Origin of the sequence: Pseudomonas migulae, from assembly GCF_024169315.1 — a bacterium.
GTDB lineage: Bacteria > Pseudomonadota > Gammaproteobacteria > Pseudomonadales > Pseudomonadaceae > Aquipseudomonas > Aquipseudomonas migulae_B.
Genome location: NZ_JALJWR010000001.1, coordinates 6,322,617 through 6,344,660 on the forward strand (window position 1 = coordinate 6,322,617; position 22,044 = coordinate 6,344,660).

Consider the following 22,044-nt stretch of genomic DNA (forward strand, 5'->3'; position numbering starts at 1 on the left):
GGTGCGGGTTTTTCGCGAAACCATGCGCGCACTGCTCAGCCATTGGCGGCAGCACCCGGTGCAGTTTTTCAGTGTGCTGACCGGGCTTTGGCTCGCCACCAGCCTGTTGACCGGCGTGCAGGCGCTGAACAGCCAGGCGCGGGAAAGTTACGCGCGGGCCAGTCAGTTGATCGGCGGTGAACCCCAGGCCAGTCTCAGTGCACCGGGTGGCGGGACGTTTCCCCAGGCCTTGTTTGTCGAGCTGCGCCGCGCGGGTTGGCCGGTGTCGCCGGTGCTGCAGGGGAGAGTCACGCTCAAGGGGCATGAAGACCAGCGATTGCAGTTGATGGGCATTGAGCCGGTGTCGCTCCCATCTGGTTCCGCCGTGGCCGGGCAGGCGTTGGCGATCGAGCAGGTGGTCGAGTTTTTCAGCCCGCCGGGCAGGACCTGGATTTCTCCGCAGATGTTGCAGGCGTTGGGGTTGCGCGAAGGCGACCGTCCTTCCAGTTTGAACGGTGTGATGTTGCCGCCACTGCAGGTGCAAACCGACATGGCCCCCGGCGTCTTGCTGGTGGACATCGGCTTTGCTCAGCAGATTCTGGGGCTGCCGGATCAACTGTCGCGCTTGCTGTTGCCCAAGGATTTCACTGCCACCTTGCCTGATCAATTCAAAGGCCAGCTCCAACTGAAAGCCAGCGACGAAGAGAACAACCTTTCGCGCCTGACCGAAAGCTTTCACCTGAACCTCGATGCCTTGGGTTTTCTCTCTTTTGTCGTTGGCCTGTTCATTGTCCACGCCGCCATCGGACTGGCTCTGGAGCAACGTCGAGGGCTGCTGCGAACCCTGCGCGCCTGTGGGGTCAGCGCTCGAATGTTGATTGCTTGCCTCGCCGTTGAACTGGGTGGGCTGGCGCTGATCGGCGGCCTTGCAGGCGTCGCCAGTGGCTACCTGCTGGCCAGTGTGCTGCTGCCGGACGTCGCCGCCAGTCTGCGCGGGTTGTACGGCGCCGAAGTGGCGGGGCAGTTGAGCCTCAGTCCAGGGTGGTGGCTCAGCGGTATTGGCCTGAGCCTGCTGGGTGCGATGCTGGCCGGTGCCAACAGCCTGTTGCGGGCGGCGCGTTTGCCGTTGCTGGCCCTGGCCGATCCGCAGGCGTGGCATCAGGCCTATGCACGCTGGTTGCGGCGTCAAGGTTGGGTGGCGGCGATTGCGGGCGTGATCGCAGTGCTGGCGTTGATCTTTGGCGACAGCCTGGCCAGTGGATTCCTGCTGATGGCCGCGCTGCTGATCGGCGCGGCGCTGGCGCTGCCGGTGGTGCTCGATACGGTGCTGAACCTGGTGCTGCATCGCAGCCGTTCGGTGCTCGGTCAATGGTTTCTCGCCGATTGCCGTCAGCAACTGCCGGCCCTGAGCCTGGCGTTGATGGCGCTGTTGTTGGCACTGGCGGCGAATATCGGCGCCGGCAGCATGACCGCCGGTTTTCGCCAGACCTTCAGTGACTGGCTCGAACAAAGGCTGACCGCCGAACTGTACGTGAACCCGCAAAACCCGGCCCAGGCCAGAGAACTGCAGAGCTGGCTCAAACAGCAACCATCACTCAGCGCCGTGCTGCCCAACTGGCAGGTGTCGATCCAGTTGCAGGGCTGGCCGGCGGACGTTTTTGGCGTGATCGACCACCCGAACTATCGCCAGCACTGGCCGTTGCTGGAAGCCTTGGGCGACAACCCGTGGGACCGATTGGCCAAGGACGACGCGCTGATGCTCAGCGAACAACTGGCCCGGCGCCTGAAGGTGCGTCTCGGTGACCGTCTCACGCTGCCCACGCCGACCGGCACGTGGTCACCGCGCATCGTCGGGATCTACGCTGACTACGGCAATCCCAAGGGCCACCTCCTGGTCAATGTCGACCACCTGCTGCGCGGCTGGCCACAACTGACACCCAACCGCTTCAACCTGCGCATCGAGCCGCCGCTGATCCCGGCGTTCCTGAAAACGCTGCAAACACGCTTCGCCCTGGACGACAGCCGCATCGTCGATCAGGCCCGGCTCAAAGGATGGTCCACCCAAGTGTTCGAACGCACCTTCGCCGCGACCGCCGCGCTGAACAGCCTGACCCTTGGCGTAGCGGGCGTGGCACTGTTCATCAGCCTGCTGACCCAGAGCCAGAGCCGCCTCGGGCAACTCGCACCGCTGTGGGCGTTGGGCGTGACGCGCCGACAATTGATGCTGCTCAACCTCGGGCAAACCTGGTTGCTGGCGGTGCTGACGCTGGTGCTGGCCTTGCCGCTGGGCATCGCACTGGCGTGGTGCCTGGACACGGTGATCAACGTTCAGGCATTCGGCTGGCGCCTGCCGTTGCGGGTGTTTCCGTTGCAGCTGGCGCAGTTGATGGGGCTGGCGTTGCTGGCGACCTTGCTGGCGTCCGCGTGGCCGCTGTACTCGCTGTATCGCTCGCAACCGGCGGACCTGCTGAGGACGTTTGCTCATGAGGATTAAACTCGGCGTGCTGTTGCTGGCACTTTTCTTGAGCGGCTGCGATGACTCGACGCCGGTCGAAAAAGGCTTCGCCGGCCTCGGTGGTGAAGCGGCCGCGTTTACCCCGGTAGTGCCCGGTCGGGTGTTCAGCTTTCCGGCGGATCACGGGCCTCACGATGGTTTTCGCATCGAGTGGTGGTACGTCACCGCCAACCTCAAGGACGATCAGGGCCGCGAGTTCGGCGTGCAATGGACGCTGTTTCGCAGTGCATTGAAAGCCACGCCCGAGGTGGCAGGGTGGGGTAACCAGACAATCTGGCTCGGCCATGCAGCAGTGACCTCGGCGACGGCGCATCACGCGGCCGAACGCTACGCCCGTGGCGGCGTCGGGCAGGCCGGGGTGAGCGTGCAGCCCTTCAATGCGTGGATCGACGATTGGCGGTTCAGCAGTCAGGGCACCGATGCGTTGGCTGATCTTCAACTCAGTGCCCGTGACAAGCTTTTCAGCTACCAACTGCGGCTCACGTCCACGCGTGCACCAGTGCTGCAAGGCGACAAGGGCTTCAGCCAGAAATCCGAGGAGGGCCAGGCGTCGTACTACTACAGTCAGCCGTTTTTTCAGGCCAGCGGTACGCTGGAGATCGACGGCAAGACCTATCAGGTCAGCGGCCCGGCGTGGCTCGACCGCGAGTGGAGCAGCCAGCCGCTGACCGCGAACCAGAGCGGTTGGGATTGGTTTTCCCTGCATCTGGACAGCGGCGAACAGGTCATGCTGTACCGCATGCGGCAGAAGAACGGCGAGCCGTATCTCACCGGCACCTGGATCGACGCCCAGGGCCAGACTCAGTTACTGCACGCCACGGATATCCGCCTGATTCCGCAAGACACTGCCACCGTCGCTGGGCGCTCGATGCCCGTGCGCTGGTCGATCAACATCCCCGCCAAACACCTAGACATCACCATCAACGCGCTCAACCCCAATGCCTGGATGGATTTGCGCATTCCGTACTGGGAAGGCCCGGTACGCCTCCGCGGCAGCCATGCGGGGCAGGGCTATCTGGAAATGACCGGTTATTAAGTCGGAACTCTCGGCAGCGCGGCGTCCTCCTAATTCAAGAATGCCCGCGTTCACAGGAGCCCGCCATGAGCGACGACCTCAAACCACCCGACCTTGCCGCGTGGCAGCGCCTGTTTGAAGACAAGGCCTACTGGCAGCAATCCCCCGACGCCCATTACGCCGAGCTGCTGCGTGTGGCCGACGATTTGCTGGGGCAGGGCGCCATCGACCTCGACCAGTGGCAGACCCTGAAGGCCAAGGCCGATCAATCCCACAAAGACTCGCCTGCCGTGAACGTCGCCCACGAGGTCGACGACCCCGACGCCTGAGGAGAACCAACGTGAACCGCCAATCGCCTGACACCTCGGAACACCCCGACGAACCGCGTCCACCCGGAGAAGTCGAGCGCGACAACGACGCCTTGCGACCCACCGATCCCACTCGCCGCAAGGACAGTGGCAAAGGCACCGACCGCGGCGAATCCACCGCGCAAGAAACGGCGGAAAATCGCTGAACAGCGTCTATGCTCAGTGGCACGGACGGCGCTGAGCCTTGGTTCAGAGCCGTCCGCTGCCATTCATCACAGGGAACGTACCGCATATGAAACTTCATGCACTGACCAAAGCCATCGCCCTCGCTACCGTGCTGTCCGCCGCCAGTTTCAGCGCCGTGGCAGCGGATATCCCGCTGTCCGCCGTCGTAGAGGCCGATCAGGTCACGACCAAAGTCCTGGCCGTTGACGCCGCCAAACATCAAGTGGTCCTTGAAGGTGCCGAAGGTCGGCAGGTTCATGTCCAGCTCACCGACAAGGCCAAGAATCTGGGCAACCTGAAAGTCGGGGATCAGGTCAAGATCGAAGTGACCCGCTCGGTGGCGGCCTATCTCGATACCGATGTCGACAAAGGACTGCCTGGCTCCATCGAGCACACCGGCGAAATCCGCGCGACAAAATACAACCCCAATCCGGGCGGTGAAGCGTTCCGCCAGGTACAGGTCCAGCTGAAAATCACAGGTATCGATCTGAAGAAAAACCAGGTGACTTTCGAAAACCCGGCGGGCCAGTCGAAAACCGTCAACGTCGAAAAACCTGAAGTGCAGAAAAAACTGAAGGACTTGAAAGTAGGGCAAAGCGTTGTCGTGACTTACACCGATGTATTGAAAGTGACCACTCAACACGAAAGTTGAGTATTGACTCTATAGTGTCGATTGTTCTTGTATAACTTTTTGTACAAGAATAATCGGCTTTATGGCCTAACCAGTGAGTTTTGTGGGTGTATGTAAGTCATATTTGGAATGACATTTAATCGTTGTTCGATAAATTTCATGTTATATGCGCGGACATATTCAAACAGTTCTACTAAAATGCTTCCCGTTCGCCCAGTGGCAAGGCTCTTTACCAGTGCATGGATTGCCAAGGCCATTACACTGGGCGAACACCTTCTTCGGGTACGCCGATCCGTTGGCAGAAAAGACTGTTCCGTCAACTGGCCTGGCGCTTCTCCCGCAAGCACTACGCCGGCCGCAAGACTCGTTTGAGCGTTTGCCGTTCCGCTACCTCAAACACACCTCCACGCTGATCCGCAAACTTGGCAACTCCGACCTTGCGCCGCGTCGTCATTGGTTGTTGGAGGCGAGGGGAAAAAAACGGGCGATCAATTAGATCGCCATTTTTTTTGGTTTTTACTCGGGTTTTATCCCGGTTTCGAAATACGCACTAAAGCTCTTCCCTTGGGCGAAGGCCTTTTCAATCCTGGCGCTTTGTATATTCAACTCAGCACTTGGCTTCACCCATTGCTCGGCTGGCAAGGGCCTGGACCAGTCTGAAATCGAGTCCGGCAGGCTTTTCATGCTGTAGCCATGATCCCACTCGGCAACCCAATACGGGAATCGCCACCAAGTCATTACATGCGAAAAATACCACCAGCCAACACCTAGCGCTGAGCGCTCGTTGTGCCGGTACTCCTCGTGCATATCGGCACGTTCTTGATCGAAAGTATGCCGACCCTCGTAAGGCACCTTGCCGGGGCAGTATTGCGGTCCCTTTTCCATATAAACGCGGATCGCTTCCCACGTGCCGAGCCCATGGATAGGTGTCGCCACAGCTTGATTTACAAAATGGACTTTGTCGGCCTTTGGGTCGTCGAAGGCCATGCCGAAGGTGTAAGTGCTCATTGTGCCTACGCCGGTTGAGCCGGTGCTGACGGAGAGCCAGGAGACCATTTCTTCCCATGGCTGGATGACGGGGTCGTCGGAGTTGTTGGGGAAGAAACAGACTTCGCGGTGTTGGCGGTTGAAGCGGATGGGGCGGGTGCGGGAGTTGGTGAGTGTAGAGCTGATCACTACGTAACAGCCGATGATGGCAAATGCCGCGCCGCCCCAACCGGAAATCCACATTCCAGATTCAAAAAACTCGCTGAAGTACCATGAGAAGTTGCGTCCAAAAGGGTTGTTGAATGTTGAAAATCCCATAATTGTAGGTAGGACCAGCAGGCATGAAACGATGAAGCCCATGCACAGACCAATCATTGCTCTGGTTTGGAACGCTTTCCCAAAATTGCTGTTGCCAATGTCCAGATATGTGTCATTGACCTCAACAATGATCCCACCCAAATCCAAGGGTATTTGCCCGGTGGGCGCCGGCATAGGCGATAAAAACCATGCTTCTCCAGTGGCAAAGCGTCGGGACTCACCAGCGACAGGGCGCTGACTGCTGAAGTCCCGCCAATCACCGGGCTGTTTGATTTCTGCGCTCATAATGCCGAGCTAACCGCTGACTCTTTTGCTTCGGTTCTACTTAAGCTTGCGTTGAAGTACGTCATGAAATCCTGTCCTTGAGCAAAGGCTTTTTCGATCTTCGCGCTTTGCTCTTTTAAAGCTTGGCTTGGCTTCGCCCACTGCTCAGGCGGAAGAGGTTTAGACCACTCAGCAATGGATTTCGGTAGAGATTTCATGCTGAATCGATGGTCCCATTCCGCTACCCAGTACGGAAAACGCCACCAGGTGATCAGGTGTGTCAGGTACCACCAACCAACTCCTAAAGCGGAACGTTCGTTGTGCTGGTATTCCTCGTGCATGTCTTGTCGTTCTTTATCGAAGGTGTGGCGACCCTCGTACGGTGCTTTGCCAGGGCAAAACTCCGGTCCTTTTTCCATATAGACACGTATGGCTTCCCATTTGCCTAGTCCATGAAAAGGAGTCATGACCTCCTGTGTAAGAAAGTGCACCGTATCGGCCTTGGGATTATCTATGGCCATACCAAAGGTGTAGCTACTGATTACGCCTACTCCGGTGAATCCGGTGCTGACTGAGATCCACGCAACCATGTCTTCCCAAGGCTGGATCACGGCTTCATCGGAGTCGTTCGGGAAGTAACAGACCTCTCGGCGTTGACGGTTAAATCGGATGGGACGGGTGCGGGCTTTGCTTCTTGTGGTGCTGACAATCGCGTACAGGCCAATCAGCGCCGCTCCCCCTCCACACCAGAGCGCTAGTTATAGCCCGAACTCAAAAAAATCGTTGAAGTAAAACCAAAAGCTTCTGTCGAATGGATTTATGAATGCTGCGAAGCCCATCAAGGTTGGGAGAACAAATAAACAAACGATAACTACGACTGTCGGGAGTGACACCGCTAATCGTGCCTGGAAAGACTTGGTGAGATTGCTGCTGCCCAAGTCCAGATAGGTGTCGTTGACTTCAACAAAACTACCGCCTAGATCCATTGGAGTCTGTCCGGTAGGAACCGGTAGAGGTGAGAGGAACAATGCTTCACCAGTGGGAAAACGACGAGTTTCCCCAGCGACAGGGCGCAGCTGTCGGATATCGAACTCATCGTACTGCGGAGAGGTAGGTGACATGCAGGAAACCATAAGGTGGGTTCGGCCTAGGACGCGTCCACGGCAGTCTCTTTATCCGTTTCGGCAAATTTGATCTTGAAGTAATCCAACAGGTTCTGCCCTTTGGCAAATGCCTTCCGGATTTCGGCGCTCTCCTTAAGCAACGCTTCGCTTGGCTTAGCGTGTTGCTCGACGGGGAGAGGTCTTGACCATTCCACGACTTCTTTAGGGAAACCTGCCTTTGGCCGATTGTTCACCCAACTAGATAAGTAGCACGGTAGTGTCCAGCCGCTAAAAAATTGTATTGTCAAAAAACCCCATAAATAACGTAAATATGAATGATCCGCCCGATAGCTACGCCGACACAGATGGAAGAATTCGACTGTGCCTTCTTCTAGTTCGTCCGATTGATCTGGGGGGAGAGCAGACATACCATCCTCCATATAGGCGCGAATTGCCTCCCATTCAGAGACGGCAAGGCTCAAATTACTGCTCGGTATAACGGACCACAATACATTGCCGGTACTGGCATCTCGTAGGCCAATCATCAGTTTGTATTCTGGCATTACTGCATATTGGGTAATGAGTTTTCCCACTGATACACAGGCTATAACATCTTCCCAAGGTACATATCGTGGTTTATGGCCCTTTTGAGGCACAAACACGACTTCGCGGCGCTGTCTGTTAAAGCGAACAGGTGGGTGCGCGGAAACTTGCCGAGCAGCTTGATGGAAAAAATAAAGATAGGTCAGTGCGATGGCGCCAATAATAAGCCAAAGTATAGGGTTGAAAAAAAAATTGAACCAACCACTCAAAAATGGCTCTGCATTTCTTCTAAGATAGGAGGCGAAAGCAGAGAAAAAAAATAGCAAAGTCACAATAAGCATTATTGCGCCGATACCGACTCTAGCCATAAATTCAAAATTGCCTTGTCCGACGGCAAAGTCTAAAAAGGTTTCATTGGTGGTGCGGTGCAGTTGGCGAGAGCTAACCGCAGGCATGCCTGTGGGTACTGGCTTGGGGGATAAGTAAACCACCTCAATGCCCGAATCATTCTCAAAGTCTCCCGCATGGGGCAGTCGCTCGTATTTACTATCAAGCATTTAGATTCTCCGATTTAATCTCGACCCATTTCAACGTGGTTCTGCTCTGTCTGACCGAAGATTCACCTTTAATTGGGTTGTTAGTACCCGAAAAGCGTAGTGATATAGGGTAGTAAAGAAATCCATCATTGGCTTTGAGCGGTGCACTTGCTACATCCGGCTGTACACTCAGGCGTAATCTTAGTTCGGATTGCTCTCCGCACCATTCCTCCGGTATATCTAATTTTAGGAGTAACGGGTCACTACTCGCCAGTTGCAAGATATCTCGCACAGATTCACTGACATCTTTCGCCGGATGGGCAAGCTGAGCCGACAATTCTGCCTGCATTTGAATTGGATTTTCATTCCATGTCTCCAAAGATAAGCCTGGAAATGTGATTCCAACTGTTCGAACACCTTCCCCATCCAGTTCGCGCTTTACTATTCCAATATCTGTAACGACAGGGCGTAAGTTGGCCTCGGCCAATCCTTGAGCATGCGTTTTCATATCCCATTGCTTGTTCTCTATACCCCAGCAGCAACTCTGCATCCAACGTTGTTGATCATCAAGGTTGAAATAATTGTAAAGAGCTTCGCCACCCAATTGAAGGGCGGTAAAACCTAAAGACCATGGCGTTAGTCGGGATGAGAAGCTTAAGAATCGTACTCCGCGGGTGCCCCATGCTCGTCCCACTGCGACAACTCGATCAGCCCTAGGCGTAGTTACGTAAATTCGACCAACTGTGCCAATATCCTTTAACGACTTAGCCGTAGTAATCCCGGCCACACTAGTGTTTCCTACGTCTCCCGTAAGAGCTAACAATGCCCCTGCTTTTTCGCCTGCTGTACCAGTAAGCAACGCGTCTGTCCATTTGTTCCAGTTGTCCAAAGTCGTGCCAGCGGAACTTAGCAGGCCCAACGGCGCTATCACTGCTCCCAGACCTAGCCCAAGCTTGCCAAGTTTTACCATAAATAAGGCTCCGCCTTTACCTCCGGTGCTGGCGACTGTTGCTTTGAACCCCTTGTCTACTAATGAAATATACGCGTTCTGGTATACCGACAATGCTGCGGAAACGACGCCCGTAAATGCCCCGAAGAATACAACGCTTTCTTTGGTCGTGGGGTTGCCTGAAACTTTGCTCCAAGCATCCAATGCTTCTCTGAAGTTCCACGCTTGAAATAATAATGCGGCCATCGGAACAAAGCTGCTCTTTAGTACGGCGGAACCGCCAGGTTCTCCATAGCTACGAAGTGCTCCGATTTTTAATCGTTGTATTTCATTGTTTAGTAGGTTTTGTTGGGCTGCGTCGATGTTGAGTTGAACTCCAACATAGCCGGATGCAAGTGTATTGGTTGTAATTAAGCTATCTTGGATTTTGGTTGTCAGGGCAAGACGTTTTTTTCGCAATAGCAGAAGTTGGCGATTTAACTCGTTTTTTTCTGCTTTTGCATTAGCTTGCCTTGCTTTTCCCAGTTGGTCGCTGCTTGCTACACGGCGCTTGCTATCCTTTTGTGCTCGATTTCGTTCGCGTACTAACTGCTGCTCTGTATCTAGAATAGTTCCTAGGCTTCCAAGTCGGCCAAGGAAGATTTGTTTATCTTGAGCGTTGGATATTTTTAGCGTCGCGCCTCCATGTTTCAACGCATATAGTGTTCCTAAGCGATGTGCTCGGTTGCTATGCGTTGAAATTTTATCGAGGTGTGCTTTTAGTTCTGGGCCGTTCAGCTTGCCTTGAATCTCTGCAAGCCATGTTTGTAAACGTAAAGCAATCGCTGGAGAATAAGCTGCATTGATCGCATGGCTTGTGCTCAGAGCGTTTGGGTTTAAGTTTGTGGTCCAGTGACGACCCAGCAAGGTACCAACTTCGTTGAGTCTGGCTTTTGCATCATCGAGTCCTGGTTGTAGATTTTTTGCGTCGTCCAACCATTTTCGGACATCCCCTGCTTTTTTAAATAGGAACGCTCCGTCGAGACGACTAGAAAACCCCGGCATGATGTAATAAGGCGCGCCGTGGAAATACTCACCTACTGTCTTTAAACTTTCCTCTGTGCGACACAGATCCCGAACACAGTTCTGTTCAGTGGCTAAAGCCGCCATCAACTGATCAGGAACATCCGCATCGAAATACCACGCACTCATGTGGTATTCGCTTTTTGTAAACAACCCCACCCGGTCATCAGTAATACGGTTCAGCCTAGAGGTCCAGCGCTTCATGTGCGAGCGTTCGGTTTCCAGGTATTTGTTCATTTCCTCGTAGCGGACGAGGTCGTGAATACCACGAGCACCCAGGCCTTTACCTTGCACAGCAGCATGGCTTTTGTCTTCCAGTACCTCGATGTCATCTTCCAGATCGCTGTAGAGACTTTTGCCAAGGGAGTCGATCATCTCCTGCTTTTTTGTGTTCATGACCTTGTAAGCGGCGCCGACCTTGGGGTTGGGTACGCGAACCCGGCTTACTCTCTGCGGCAGATCAGTGGTGCTGGTTCTAGCTCCGTCATATTCATTTCGTGAATTAACGTAGTCATAGATTTTTTGTCGTTGCTCTGGCGTAGTTTTTTCGAACAACGCATCGCTTGTACCTGCTTGGCGGGCAGATTTTTCACTGACCACCATGAGCGTTTCGATGTAGTTACCGATGGAGTACTTAAGGTCGTTTTTCTCCTTGAGCACCCATTCATCGATCCAGCCAACCACTTTATCCTGTTGCTCTGCAAGATCACGCATTACCCCAATGCTGTCTTTGAACACCAAAAAGAAGTGGTCTTTTTCATAGGCGGCCAGCAACGACTTCTTTATCGTGCCGAGTTGCGTCGCCTTGAACAAATCCTTCTGGTCTTCCCAGATGTAGTCCTTACTTTCCTCGGGGTGTGCGCCCGCCGGTGGTGTTTGTGTGGCGGGTTTCTCCGCGACCTCTGCGATCCATTTTTCAGCCTGTTTGTCGGTCAACAGGTTTGGACCACCTTTTTCAACGTCACCTTTAGCGAGGTTTACTTTTTGCATGAACAGATCGCGCTCTTTACTCGACTTGAGCATTTGCGAGCACTTGGCAGCCGTCCATTGCACTTCGGCATAGGCTATGTGCAGGGAACTACCACGGGTGAAGATCAAAGCGTTTTCGCCCGCGGAGCCTGTGCGCTTGTCCTGAGTGGCTTCTTTGCCTTTCCAGATGCACTTGGTGACCACGCCTTTTTTGACTTCGTACTCGTGCAAATAACCCGTGGTGTTGTCGATGACGTAAAGCCAGCCATCGCGCAGCAGGCGAATGCCCATCGGGCGTGACGCGGTTTTGTAAGGAAGCGACAATTCGGAAGAAGGGTCGAGCCGTTCGACAAGACCATAACGCAGGGGAATCAGTTGAAGTTTTTGCTTCATCTGCGAACAGCCACCAGTGGAGCACTTGGCATCGCTGCGGGGCAAGTCGACTGCGTTGGGGTTTTTGCCTGTCTGGCTCATACGGAATTCCTTTCCAGCATCGGGTAGCAAGGGCGGATCGATTCGCCCGTTTGCTCAGTTCTTGGTGATGACGTGAGTGTCGTTACCGGCGGCTTTTACCAATGCGCGGCGCAGTCTCACAAAAAGTTGCCTGTTAGGCAAAGAGTGATGCTCACTTGAGCGTTCACTTTCAATCCGGTTTTGCTGCCCGTTCCTGGGCAATATCAGCGACCCGTTCGAGTCGCTGAGCGGGCGTTTGTTCCGACGGGGTCTTGAGTATTGCATCCAGGTCCGGATGCTCCTCCAGCGCTCGCTCGCCGAGGAACCCGTGAATGTTGGCGTAAAGAGTGATGTCGAGTTCGGTGTTGAAGCCGCGATCGTACGAGGTCGATGCCAATGCGTGCAGGTGTTCCCAGCGCTGCAACGGCGTCAATTGTGCCTGATAGGACGGAAAGTATTCGTGCATGTGTTGGTCGAGGCGCACGACGATGCTGCGGAAATTCACTTCGTCCAGTTGGCTGAGTTGCTCGTCGCTCAAGCGGTAGCGTTTGCTGTGGTTGGGCTCGGGGGCTTTGCCCGGTCGCTGGTTGATGTGCCAGCAGCCCAGCGCCGCGTCGGCGGCGACGACCTGTGAGCAAGGTCCGAACAGGGTAGGGTCCTTGATACTCTCGGCGTGGCTGAGCAATGCGTGGGCGACGGCAGGGTCGGCGACGCGCAGCAGGACTTCTTCACCCTGAGGGTGCATGACGCTGGTCAGCCAGCGGAAGTGCTCGACCATTTGCGCCCAGGGTTGATCGCTGAACACCAGGTAGCCCCACTCTTGGCGGGGCTCAGCCAGAAACTTCGCGAGGATGGGATTGTTCTGGGTGTTTATCTGGACAAGGCACGGTGAGACGTCGCCCAATTCGGCCCACTGGGTGCCGAGGTAGAGTGGCTCGAACACCGGATTGTCCGACCATTGATAAAGGTGCTGGGGCAGTTTTTCGACGCTGACGCCATCCAGCAGCAATGCGACGGAGCCATTCCACGGCAATCCTTGAGGCAATCCGTTTTCCAGTGGCCAATCGGACTTAAGCATTTTGCGCCTCCAGTTTGGCCTTCTCGCAGATCGCGCAGATCGGCTTTTTCTGCATCAACGCTTGTCGCTGTGCCGGCACCAACAATTGTCCTGCCTTGTCCGCATCCGCCTGCTTCAACGGCCCCGGCAACAACGGCGCCGCCCCCGTCCCGCTGCCCGGCCCGCCACCGGAGTTCATGTTGATCACCGGCCCGCTCAGGGTCACGCCGCCCGCATCGATCTTGATGAAGCTGCCGCCACCAATGAGTGTCAATTCGCTCCCGGCCTCAAGCACCACTTTCATGCCGCTGCTCAGGTGAATTTCCTGGCCTGCATCGATGAATTGCCCGGTGCCGATCTTGATGTGCTGGTTCACGCCCACGGTCAGGTGGTCGTTGGCGCGGGCTTCGACTTTGCGGTCTTCATAAACGGTGTGGTGTTCTTCGGCCTTGAATTCGCTGTAGCTGTTCTTCTCGACGGTGTCATGGCGTTCGTTGCCGACGCGGATTTTCTGGTCGTGTTCGACGTTTTCGTCCCAGTCGCGCTGGGCGTGCAGGAAGATCTGCTCCTGGCCTTTCTTGTCTTCGATGCGCAGTTCGTTGAAGCCTGCGCCACCCGGGGAGCTGAGGGTTTTGAAGGTGGTGCGGGTCTTGTTCGCCGGCAGGGCGTACGGGACGACGTTTTCCTTGTGGTACAGGCAGCCGCTGATGAGCGGTTGGTCGGGGTCGCCTTCGAGGAAAGTGACGAGTACTTCCATGCCGATTCGCGGGATGGCGATGCCGCCGTAGTGCGCGCCGGCCCAGGCGGAGGAGACGCGCAGCCAGCAGCTGGTCTTGTCGTCGGCCTGGCCTTCGCGGTCCCAGTGGAATTGCACTTTGACGCGGCCGTACTGGTCGCAGTGGATTTCTTCACCTTTGGGGCCGGTGACCACGGCGCTCTGGCTGCCGAGGATGCGCGGTTTTTTCTGCGTCAGCGGCGGGCGATTCGGCACGTCCCACGGCGTGGCCTGGAAGCGGTTGCGATAGCCCTGGTGAAAATCGTCTTTCAGGTTAGTGGTGCTGCTGGTGACGGACTCTTCCAGCACTTGCGGCTGTTTGCCTTCGTGCAGGACTTCGGTCAGCAGCCACAGGTCGTTCCATTTTGCTTTCGGGTGTTGGGTCAGGGCCAGGAAATGGCCGCTGACCAGCAACGGTTGATCGCTTTTGCCTTCGGCCAGCTGGAAGTCGCTGCGGTGACGTTCGAGGGCGCGTTTGGCCAGGTGCTTGCCGCGTTCGCGGTCGATGAAGCGACCGGGATAGTCATAGTCTTCGAGGTCGGGCAGGGCGTCGCCGCGGTTTTCACTTTCGAGGGTGAGGCGCGGTTTTTCGAAGTCGTAGTCGCGGCGGGTGATGCGGCTGGTGCGGGTTTCCAGGCGCAGGTCGAAGCGCTTGATCACCGGGTCGTTGGCGACCATGCCGGAATCTTGCTGATAGGCCACTGGCGCGAGTTTCGGGAACACCGTCTGGTCATCGCCGAACACCAGTTTGTGGGCCGTGGCGCTGTGCTGGAAGTGGTAGTGAATACCTTCTTCCTCGCACAGGCGCTGGACGAATTGCAGGTCCGATTCATCGTACTGAACGCAGTAGATGCGCTCCGGATAAATCGCCCCGACCTTGAATTCGTAGGCATTGCTCTGGATGCCATGTTCTTCGAGGACCAGGCCGATGATTTTCGGCACCGTGAGGTTCTGGAAGATGCGCTGGTTGATGCGATGCGCCAGGTAGGACAATTGCGGGCGCAGGGTCACCGCGTAGCGGGTCAGGCGTTTGCCGGAATCACCCTGGGCGGCGCGATAGATCTGGCCATGGATGCCGCTGCCGTCGGGCGAGAGCTGCAAAAAGGCTGGTTTGTGCAGCAGGCTTTCGAGGTCCAGGGACGGCTTTTCGCTGACCAGTTCCACCTCAAACACAAACGGCTGGCTGATGGCTTCCCGACCTTGCAGGGACAGGACCTGGAAGTCGTTGGAAAGACCTTCGATGGTCAGGGCAAAGTGAGTCTGATTGGCCGGCGCGAACATCCCTTGTTCCTCGTGCAGTGCTGCGGCGTTCGCCGGCACCCGTGCAGGGAGCTTGCGGACGCGAAAATTCTGGAAGGGCGTAAACAACATCGACCAGCAGAGCTGGCCGATGCTTTAGACGGTCGACCTGGATCAGGCCACCGGCTGACGCCAGTCATCGGAACCCGAAGTACCGGATACTTCGTGGGTCCAGGTGATTTTGCGGTAGGTGAATTGCACTTCTTCCAGGTGCGTGAAGTGCGAGTTCGACGGATCCTGGCAGTTGTGCATTTTGTTGTTGATGGCGACGATGATCGCGTCTTCCAGTTTGGTGGTGTAGTAGTGCTCTTGGGTACCTTGAGCCGAGGTGCGATACCACTGGATAACGATTTCGCTCATGCGCTCGCCGGAGGTCAAAGCGGCTTGCAGCAGTGGCGAAGACTTGTCGTATACCTTGGTGATCACGACTGGCTTGTGTACGCGCTGACCGGTTGGCTGGCCGGATTGCGGGTCACGCGGGATGATCACGTCGTGGCTGAAAGCCTGAACCATGACCTGGTCTTCGTGACCTTCCTGGTAGGTGTTGCCAACCGAGTCGGCGGTGAATGCGCCGGCAGTGATCAGACCTTGTTTTTCGCCAGTGACGGACATGTACGCTGGTGTTGCCATGGATGCTCTCCTTGCTGAATATGAGGGTGCCCGGGAGGCGATATCGCCCGGTGGGTGCATGACTGTTATCAAGGTCCGTGCCAGAAACGCTGAAAGCCATATAAACCGGGGCTTTGCAGTGAGTTTTTGATTACTGGGATGATGGCCGGCAACGTTCACCGCGGAATGTGCGCAAGAACTTGCGCAGCACTGCGCAACTTCTTGCGCACTGGGCTGGAAGGCCTGACAAGTGGGGCGTTCAGCGTTGAAGCCGGGTGATTCGGCGTATCGATTGCGCAACTTCTTGCGCATCAAGGCGGTTGGCCATCACGCCCGGAGTCGATGTGAAAAGTGCAACGAACGGCGCAGCCTGGTGGTCAAACCCAGCGCCGAAGTGATTGAACATTTCCCGAATTCAAGGAGCGCGACATGAAAATCCTGATGGTTCTGACGTCTCACGATCAATTGGGTGACACGGGTAAGAAAACCGGCTTCTGGCTGGAAGAATTCGCCGCACCGTATTTCGCTTTCAAGGATGCTGGCGCTCAACTGACGCTGGTTTCGCCCAAGGGTGGGCAACCCCCGCTGGACCCGAAGAGCGACGAGCCGGATGCACAAACCGCGGCCACCGATCGCTTCCGCAAGGATTCTGCGGCCCAGTCGGCACTGGCGTCGACTGCGTTGCTGAGCAGTGTAAGGGCTGACGATTACGACGCGGTTTTCTATCCGGGTGGCCATGGCCCGCTGTGGGATCTGGCCGAAGACAAGAACTCGATCGCGCTGATCGAGGCGCTGTACAAGGCAGGCAAACCGGTGGCGGCGGTCTGTCACGCGCCGGGCGTGTTTCGCCACGTCAAGGGGGCGGACGGTCAGCCGCTGGTCAAGGGCAAGCGGGTGACGGGTTTCACCAACTCCGAGGAGGAAGCGGTGCAGCTGACCAACGTTGTGCCGTTTCTGGTGGAGGACATGCTCAAGGAGAAGGGCGGAATTTATTCCAAGGGTGATGACTGGGCGAGTTATGTGGTGACCGATGGTCTGCTGCTGACCGGTCAGAATCCGGCGTCGTCCGAGGCCACGGCTGAAGCGCTGCTGGCGAAGTTGAAATAACTAAAACCTGTAGGAACCAGGCTTGCCGGCGAAGGCGCGTTTGAAATCGCCTTCGCCGGCAAGCCTGGCTCCTACTGGTCGGTGTGCGTTGAAAGGGGGGGGTTCACTTTGAATTCAGCGTGACAAAACACGCCTCGATCGAACGCCGCTGCGTCTCGGCATACAACCCCAACTCATCGATGGTCGAGCGCCCAAGCGCCTTCTCGAACGCCTGCTGATTAGAATGCTCGCCATAGTGGGTTTGCGCCGCATCCCCCAGGTTCGACTGAAAAATCCCCGCTGCGCTGACCGGCAGGAAATCTTCGTACACCAGCGGCTCCGCCCGCATGTAGCCGTTGCTGAGCAAATCCTCCAGCGACAAGGTTTGAAGCGCTTCGGCCCCCAACTCCTTATCCGTCAGGAAATAGCGAAAATACGCCAATTCCTGCTGACGCATTCCCTCAAGGGTGTCAGGGAATTCGCTGAAGTGCTGCGTCATCAGCGCGTTGTAGCGTGCGGCATTGGCTTCATTGGGGAAGTCTTTGAGTTCGTCGCGAGCGGCATTCAGCAAGCGGTCGTAAAGCGCCCGGCCTTTGGGTGTGAGCGCGGCACCGCGCTGTTCGATCTCGCCGAACCGGGCGCTGTGGCTACCACGACTTTCAGCCTGATCGGTGAAGGCAACGGGTTCGTCCAGCGCCTTGAAACTGGTCTGGCGCAACAGGATCGGACACTGACGGCGGGGCGGACCTTCGATCACCGCTTTGGGGGTGATGCCGTGGGCCGGCATTTGCGCCTGCACCATGTCGATGTCCAACGTGCGTGGTGTCAGGTGGTTGATGTGCGGGCCCTTGAACGCCACGACATCGGCGATCAGACGATGCTGGGCGCTGAGTTTCTGGTATTGCTCGGCGGTAACGGTGGCGCTGTGGTGCCAGCGGAAAGTTTCCAGCGCCTGCAGAACGAACTCCTGCGCTTCTTGTTCGGTGAGGCCACCTTCGGTTTCAGCACGTTCAATGAGGCTTAATGCTTTTGGCGTGAAGATCGAGCGCTTATCCAATACCGACTGGGCAAAGGCACGCAGTTCCGGGTCTTCGATCAGTTCCAGACGCAGCAGCGAGGTGAATACGCGAAACGGGCTGACCTGCAACGCCGCCTCGTGCACCGCGCGGAACGCCGTGGAATGCACCGGTACGCCGGCCGGGGTCAAGTCGTAATAGCCAACGGGTTGCATGCCCATCACCGCGAACAGCCGGGCGAGGGTCGCCAGTTCAGCGGCAGTGCCGACGCGAATGGCGCCGTGGCGTTCCAGATCCAGACGCTGGATTTCGCCCGTGCTGTTCAACTGCCGGGCGATCTGCAGTTCGCTGTCCAGCACATGGCGGTTGGTCTGTTGCACCAGTTCCATCAGCGCGCCGTACAGCGGCACTTCTTCGCGGTACATGTCGGACATCGCTTTGGAGAAGCGTTGGCGGATCAGGTCGGGGCTGACAAAGCTTGGGTGGCTCATGAAAAAATTCCAGGCGCGGTGACGTGAAGGATGGGAGAAAAGATCGCAGCCTTCAGCGGCGCCGACAAACGAAGAATCTTACGGACTTCATTCTGCAAAGGACTGCTATAGCCAGCTCGGCAGGTGCTACACGTGTAGTTGAGTGCGCTGGGATGCCAAAAACTCGCGATACAGCCGCGCCGTGCCCGCCGGTGCCTCGACCATCGGCATATGGCCGACACCTTCCCAGATCTCCACCCGCAGGTCTTCGATGCCCTTGCTCCAGATCGCCACGCTGCTGACGTCGATCAGGCGGTCCTTGCGTCCCCACAGCAACAGCGCCGGGCACTTGATGTCGGGCAGTTTCGGCTCCATTGGCGGGCTGGCACGGAAATCCCTGAAGATTTCTTCCAGCTCGTCCCGGGCCTGTTCATAACGCTGGGCGATGGCATCCAGCACCACGCCGGGCACCCATGGCGGCTCAGCCATGGTCATGGCGTAGAAGCGCTGGAATTCTTCACGGGAGTTAATCAGGAACGGGTTGTGGCCCTTGGCCAAGTGGCGCTCCAGGTCACTGACTTCGGGTGCGGTGACACCGGCCGGGTCGATCAGCGCAACCGACGCGATGCGGTCCGGATACGTCGCCGCGAGCCACGCCGCCATGTAGCCGCCCATCGAGTTACCGATCACATGCACCTTCTCGACGCCGCAGACATCGAGCAACTGGATCATCCGCTTCGCTTGCAGAGGAATGTCGTAACCGCCGCCGGCCTTGAAGCCGGTTTCGCCATGCCCGGCGATGTCGGGGATGATCACCCGGTAAGTGCCGACAAAATGCCGGGCGAAGCGCAGCCAGATGTTCTTGTCGGCGCTGTAGCCGTGAAGCATCAGTACACTGCTTGACGCTTCATAAGGCCCGCCTTGCCAGGTCGAAACGGTCATTTCGGCAATCGGCACGACGATTTTGTGCAGCCGGTACAGCCTGGCTTCGGCCGCCATGTTCAAGTCATAGAGCCAGTGACCGATGGCCGGGTAGCTCAACCAGCTCCAGGCCACGAAAACCGCAATTGCGACAACCAACAAAAGCATCAGGCGTCTCCCTTCTCTCTGATCAGGACAAGATGTGATCGGCGGGTTTCAGCGTCCGGGTCAATCGGTGATAGCTGAAACTGAACCCGGGAAACATGGCGATCACATGACCACTCTTGCTTTGATACCAACTGTGGCAGCCTCCGGACTTCCACACCGTGCGTTCCATTTCCCGGTGGATCATTTCAGTGTAGGTACGTTCTGCCTCGGGGCGAACTTCGATGCTGCGCAAACCCTGTTCTTTCAGCGTGCGAATGCAACCGAGTATGTAATTCATCTGGGATTCGATGATAAACAGGGCCGAAGTGTGGCCGATGCCGGTGTTGGGTCCGGTGACGATAAACAGGTTGGGGAAGTCCGGCAGGCTGGTGCCGAGGTAGGCGCGAGGGTAGGTCGCCCAGAAATCCCTGAGTTGCTTGCCGTTTTTTCCTGTTACCGGGTAGGAAATCACCCCGTCGGTGGCGTCGTAGCCGGTGGACCAGACGATCAGGTCCAGGTCGATGTGTTGCCCGTCCTGGGTGACGATGCCGGTTTCGTCTATGGACGCGATGCCCTGTTCGCGGCTGTGCAACGTCACATTGCTGCGACCGAGTGCCGGGTACAGGGTGCTCGAGACGATGACCCGTTTGCAGCCGATGGCGTAGTCCGGTGTCAGTTTGCGTCTGAGTTCGGGGTCGGGGACCTGGCGTTTGATGAAGCGCAGGGCGTGTTGCTGGACCATGCGGATCGCCGGTTTCGAGTATTTGAAGGCAATCACCCGGGTTTCGAATTGCCAGTAAATCATCCAGCGCAGCAGTTTGTAGGCCGGTTTGAGGCCCAGCAGCCAACGCTGGAAGGGGCCGAAGGCGCGATCGGCCCGTGGCAGCACCCAGTGCGGCGTGCGCTGGAACACATGCAAATGCTCGACGTCCGGGGCAATGGCCGGAATCACCTGGGCCGCGCTGGCGCCGCTGCCGACGATGGCGACGCGTTTTTGCCGATAGTCGTAGGCGTGATCCCAGTTGTTGGTATGAAACGTCTTGCCTTGAAAGCGCTCCTGGCCCTGGAAATGCGGGATGACGGGCTGGCTCAGCGGCCCCGTGGCATTGATCAGGAAGCGGGCGTAGAACGTGCCTTTGTTCGCGGTGTGCACTGCCCAGCGTTTGGAGTCATCGTCCCATTCGACGCGTTCGACGTTGGCTTCCAGTTCCACACGGTCGCGCAGGCCGAATTGATCCACCACGTACTGCGTGTAGCGGTGCAGTTCGGCCTGTTCGGCGAACATTTGTGTCCAGCGGTAGGGGGCGAAGGACAGCGAATAAAGCGGCGAGGGCACATCAACGGCCGCGCCGGGGTACGTGTTCTGGCACCAGGTGCCACCGAAGAAGTCCCGCCGTTCCAGCAGTCGAAAATCATCGATACCGGCCTTGAGCAAATTGATCGCCGCGCACTGTCCGCCAAAACCGCTGCCGATGATCAACACTTGAAAAGTCTGCATGGGTCTCCTTTCTTATCGTTGTCTGTTGAACCCTCTCTTCATGTATAGCCAAACATTCGACGCCTGCTTCACGGCAATACCGCGGTATTCAGGCCGCCAGCCGGTGATGGCTATTTGACGTTGCCCTGTTAGACTTCCAGCACACCTGAAACCTCGGTGTCAGCAGGTTCCGTGCAGTGGCGCAGAGGCTCCAATGGAAAAAACGGGCGGAAAAGGACTTTCATTGGCCAGGAGGCTCTACGCAACGCGAACCCTGGGCCTGGCCGCGGGGCTGGTGTGTGTGGCCGCCGCGATGTACCCGCTCGACCCGGCGCCGTGGGTCTGGGCGCTGATGCTCTTCAACGGCGTTTTCTGGCCGCACGTGGCTTACCAATGGGCGCGTCGGGCGAAGGTTCCCTACCACGCCGAACATCGTAATCTGCTGGTCGATGCCTTTCTCGGTGGCGTCTGGGTCGCCGCCATGCAATTCAATCCGTTGCCCAGCGCAACCACCATCGCCATGATGGCAATGAACAACGTGGCCATTGGTGGCCTGCGTTTCCTGCTGGTGGGAACCGTTGCGCAGGTGTTGGGGATCGGTGTCGGATACCTGGTGTTTGCGCCGGCCTTCGTTCCGCAAACCAGTCCGTTGCAGATGTATGCCTGCCTGCCGCTGTTGACCCTTTATCCGCTGGCGCTGGGCTGGATCTGCTTCCGACAGGCCACCACGCTGGGCCGGCAAAAACGTGAATTACTGGCCCTGAGCCGCACCGACAGCCTCACCGGCCTGCTCAATCATGGAGCCTGGAAAGATCAACTGGAAATCGAATTCCAGCGCTGCAAACGCCAGCCCCAGGGCGGGGCGATTGCACTGATCGACATCGACCATTTCAAAACCATTAACGACACCTATGGACATGTCGCCGGGGACATCGTGTTGCGTCAGCTGAGCAAGATGCTCAAACAGAACCTGCGGGTGTCCGATGTGGCGGGGCGCTACGGCGGCGACGAATTCTGCGTCATCCTCCCGGGCCTTGCGCTCGATCACGCCGCGGCCGCCATGGATGCGCTTCGTGATCGCTTCGCCACCCTCGGTTACGAACAGAGCCCGGCGCTGAAAGTCAGCCTCAGCATTGGTCTCGCCGCCTTCAACCCGGCCCACAATGACGCGATGCTGTGGCTCAACGACGCTGACCAGGCGCTCTATGAAGCCAAGACCACTGGCCGTAATCGTGTGATCTGTTGCGGGGACGGCAGGCCCCGTCATGAGTTGCTCGACTCGGTCTGAAGGCCTGCACAAATCCCAATGTGTGGGCTTGCTCGCGAAGGG

General features: G+C 57.1%; 18 protein-coding genes. 7 read left to right on the forward strand and 11 right to left on the reverse strand.

Annotation, left to right across the window (positions count from 1 at the left end; all coding sequences use genetic code 11):
* The first annotated feature begins 1 nt into the window (after nucleotide 1).
* From J2Y86_RS29165 to J2Y86_RS29185, 5 genes are all read left to right on the forward strand, one after another.
* Nucleotides 2-2,473, forward strand: coding sequence for an ABC transporter permease (locus J2Y86_RS29165; RefSeq protein ID WP_253440488.1), 2,472 nt, complete (start codon nucleotides 2-4; stop codon nucleotides 2,471-2,473).
* Nucleotides 2,463-3,530 carry a lipocalin-like domain-containing protein gene (locus J2Y86_RS29170; protein ID WP_253439591.1) on the forward strand — a complete coding sequence of 356 codons (1,068 nt, stop codon included), beginning with the start codon at nucleotides 2,463-2,465 and terminating at the stop codon, nucleotides 3,528-3,530. Before J2Y86_RS29165 ends, J2Y86_RS29170 begins: the two co-directional genes overlap by 11 nt.
* Nucleotides 3,531-3,595: 65 nt before the next feature.
* Nucleotides 3,596-3,838, forward strand: coding sequence for a hypothetical protein (locus J2Y86_RS29175; protein WP_253439593.1), 243 nt, complete (start codon nucleotides 3,596-3,598; stop codon nucleotides 3,836-3,838).
* Nucleotides 3,839-3,849: 11 nt separating this feature from the next.
* Nucleotides 3,850-4,023 carry a hypothetical protein gene (locus tag J2Y86_RS29180; RefSeq protein ID WP_253439595.1) on the forward strand — a complete coding sequence of 58 codons (174 nt, stop codon included), beginning with the start codon at nucleotides 3,850-3,852 and terminating at the stop codon, nucleotides 4,021-4,023.
* Nucleotides 4,024-4,109: 86 nt separating this feature from the next.
* Complete coding sequence (locus J2Y86_RS29185) at nucleotides 4,110-4,694, forward strand: hypothetical protein (protein WP_253439597.1); 585 nt, start codon at nucleotides 4,110-4,112, stop codon at nucleotides 4,692-4,694.
* Nucleotides 4,695-5,189: 495 nt separating this feature from the next.
* Here the strand turns inward: J2Y86_RS29185 and J2Y86_RS29190 are convergent, their stop codons facing one another.
* The 8 genes from J2Y86_RS29190 to J2Y86_RS29220 form a co-directional block, all read right to left on the reverse strand.
* Nucleotides 5,190-6,263, reverse strand: coding sequence for a DUF6708 domain-containing protein (locus J2Y86_RS29190; protein ID WP_367399721.1), 1,074 nt, complete (start codon nucleotides 6,261-6,263; stop codon nucleotides 5,190-5,192).
* Nucleotides 6,260-6,970, reverse strand: a complete 711-nt coding sequence (locus J2Y86_RS29195) for a DUF6708 domain-containing protein (protein WP_367399732.1) — start codon at nucleotides 6,968-6,970, stop codon at nucleotides 6,260-6,262. Before J2Y86_RS29195 ends, J2Y86_RS29190 begins: the two co-directional genes overlap by 4 nt.
* 30 nt (nucleotides 6,971-7,000) lie before the next feature.
* Complete coding sequence (locus J2Y86_RS30300) at nucleotides 7,001-7,363, reverse strand: hypothetical protein (RefSeq protein WP_367399722.1); 363 nt, start codon at nucleotides 7,361-7,363, stop codon at nucleotides 7,001-7,003.
* 26 nt (nucleotides 7,364-7,389) lie between these two features.
* Nucleotides 7,390-8,445 (reverse strand): oxysterol-binding protein, encoded by a 1,056-nt coding sequence (locus J2Y86_RS29200; protein WP_253439599.1) that lies wholly within the window; start codon nucleotides 8,443-8,445, stop codon nucleotides 7,390-7,392.
* Nucleotides 8,438-11,878, reverse strand: coding sequence for a toxin VasX (locus J2Y86_RS29205; protein ID WP_253439601.1), 3,441 nt, complete (start codon nucleotides 11,876-11,878; stop codon nucleotides 8,438-8,440). The genes J2Y86_RS29200 and J2Y86_RS29205 overlap by 8 nt, the downstream gene beginning before the upstream one ends.
* Before the next feature lie 169 nt (nucleotides 11,879-12,047).
* A complete protein-coding gene (locus J2Y86_RS29210) occupies nucleotides 12,048-12,935 on the reverse strand; it encodes a DUF4123 domain-containing protein (protein WP_253439603.1) in 888 nt (295 codons plus the stop codon).
* Nucleotides 12,928-14,970: a type VI secretion system Vgr family protein gene (gene tssI, locus J2Y86_RS29215; protein ID WP_253439605.1), complete on the reverse strand. Its 2,043-nt coding sequence runs from the start codon at nucleotides 14,968-14,970 to the stop codon at nucleotides 12,928-12,930. Before tssI ends, J2Y86_RS29210 begins: the two co-directional genes overlap by 8 nt.
* A gap of 132 nt (nucleotides 14,971-15,102) precedes the next feature.
* Nucleotides 15,103-15,618, reverse strand: coding sequence for an Hcp family type VI secretion system effector (locus J2Y86_RS29220; protein ID WP_123434591.1), 516 nt, complete (start codon nucleotides 15,616-15,618; stop codon nucleotides 15,103-15,105).
* A gap of 408 nt (nucleotides 15,619-16,026) precedes the next feature.
* Between J2Y86_RS29220 and J2Y86_RS29225 the strand changes: the two genes are divergently transcribed.
* Entirely contained in the window at nucleotides 16,027-16,704 is a 678-nt protein-coding gene (locus tag J2Y86_RS29225) for a type 1 glutamine amidotransferase domain-containing protein (RefSeq protein ID WP_253439608.1), read from the forward strand.
* Between the two features lie 103 nt (nucleotides 16,705-16,807).
* Here the strand turns inward: J2Y86_RS29225 and hglS are convergent, their stop codons facing one another.
* The 3 genes from hglS to J2Y86_RS29240 all read right to left on the reverse strand — a co-directional run bounded on the left by hglS (nucleotide 16,808) and on the right by J2Y86_RS29240 (nucleotide 20,735).
* A complete protein-coding gene (hglS, locus tag J2Y86_RS29230; protein WP_253439610.1) occupies nucleotides 16,808-18,190 on the reverse strand; it encodes a 2-oxoadipate dioxygenase/decarboxylase HglS in 1,383 nt (460 codons plus the stop codon).
* Between the two features lie 126 nt (nucleotides 18,191-18,316).
* On the reverse strand, nucleotides 18,317-19,258 hold the full coding sequence (locus J2Y86_RS29235) for an alpha/beta fold hydrolase (protein WP_253439612.1): 942 nt from the start codon (nucleotides 19,256-19,258) through the stop codon (nucleotides 18,317-18,319).
* A gap of 22 nt (nucleotides 19,259-19,280) precedes the next feature.
* Entirely contained in the window at nucleotides 19,281-20,735 is a 1,455-nt protein-coding gene (locus tag J2Y86_RS29240; RefSeq protein WP_253439614.1) for a flavin-containing monooxygenase, read from the reverse strand.
* 193 nt (nucleotides 20,736-20,928) lie between these two features.
* On the opposite strand from J2Y86_RS29240, the gene J2Y86_RS29245 reads away from it, so the two are divergent.
* The gene (locus J2Y86_RS29245; protein WP_253439616.1) at nucleotides 20,929-22,002 is read left to right on the forward strand and encodes a diguanylate cyclase; all 1,074 of its coding nucleotides are present in this window, start codon (nucleotides 20,929-20,931) and stop codon (nucleotides 22,000-22,002) included.
* Nucleotides 22,003-22,044 lie beyond the last annotated feature (42 nt).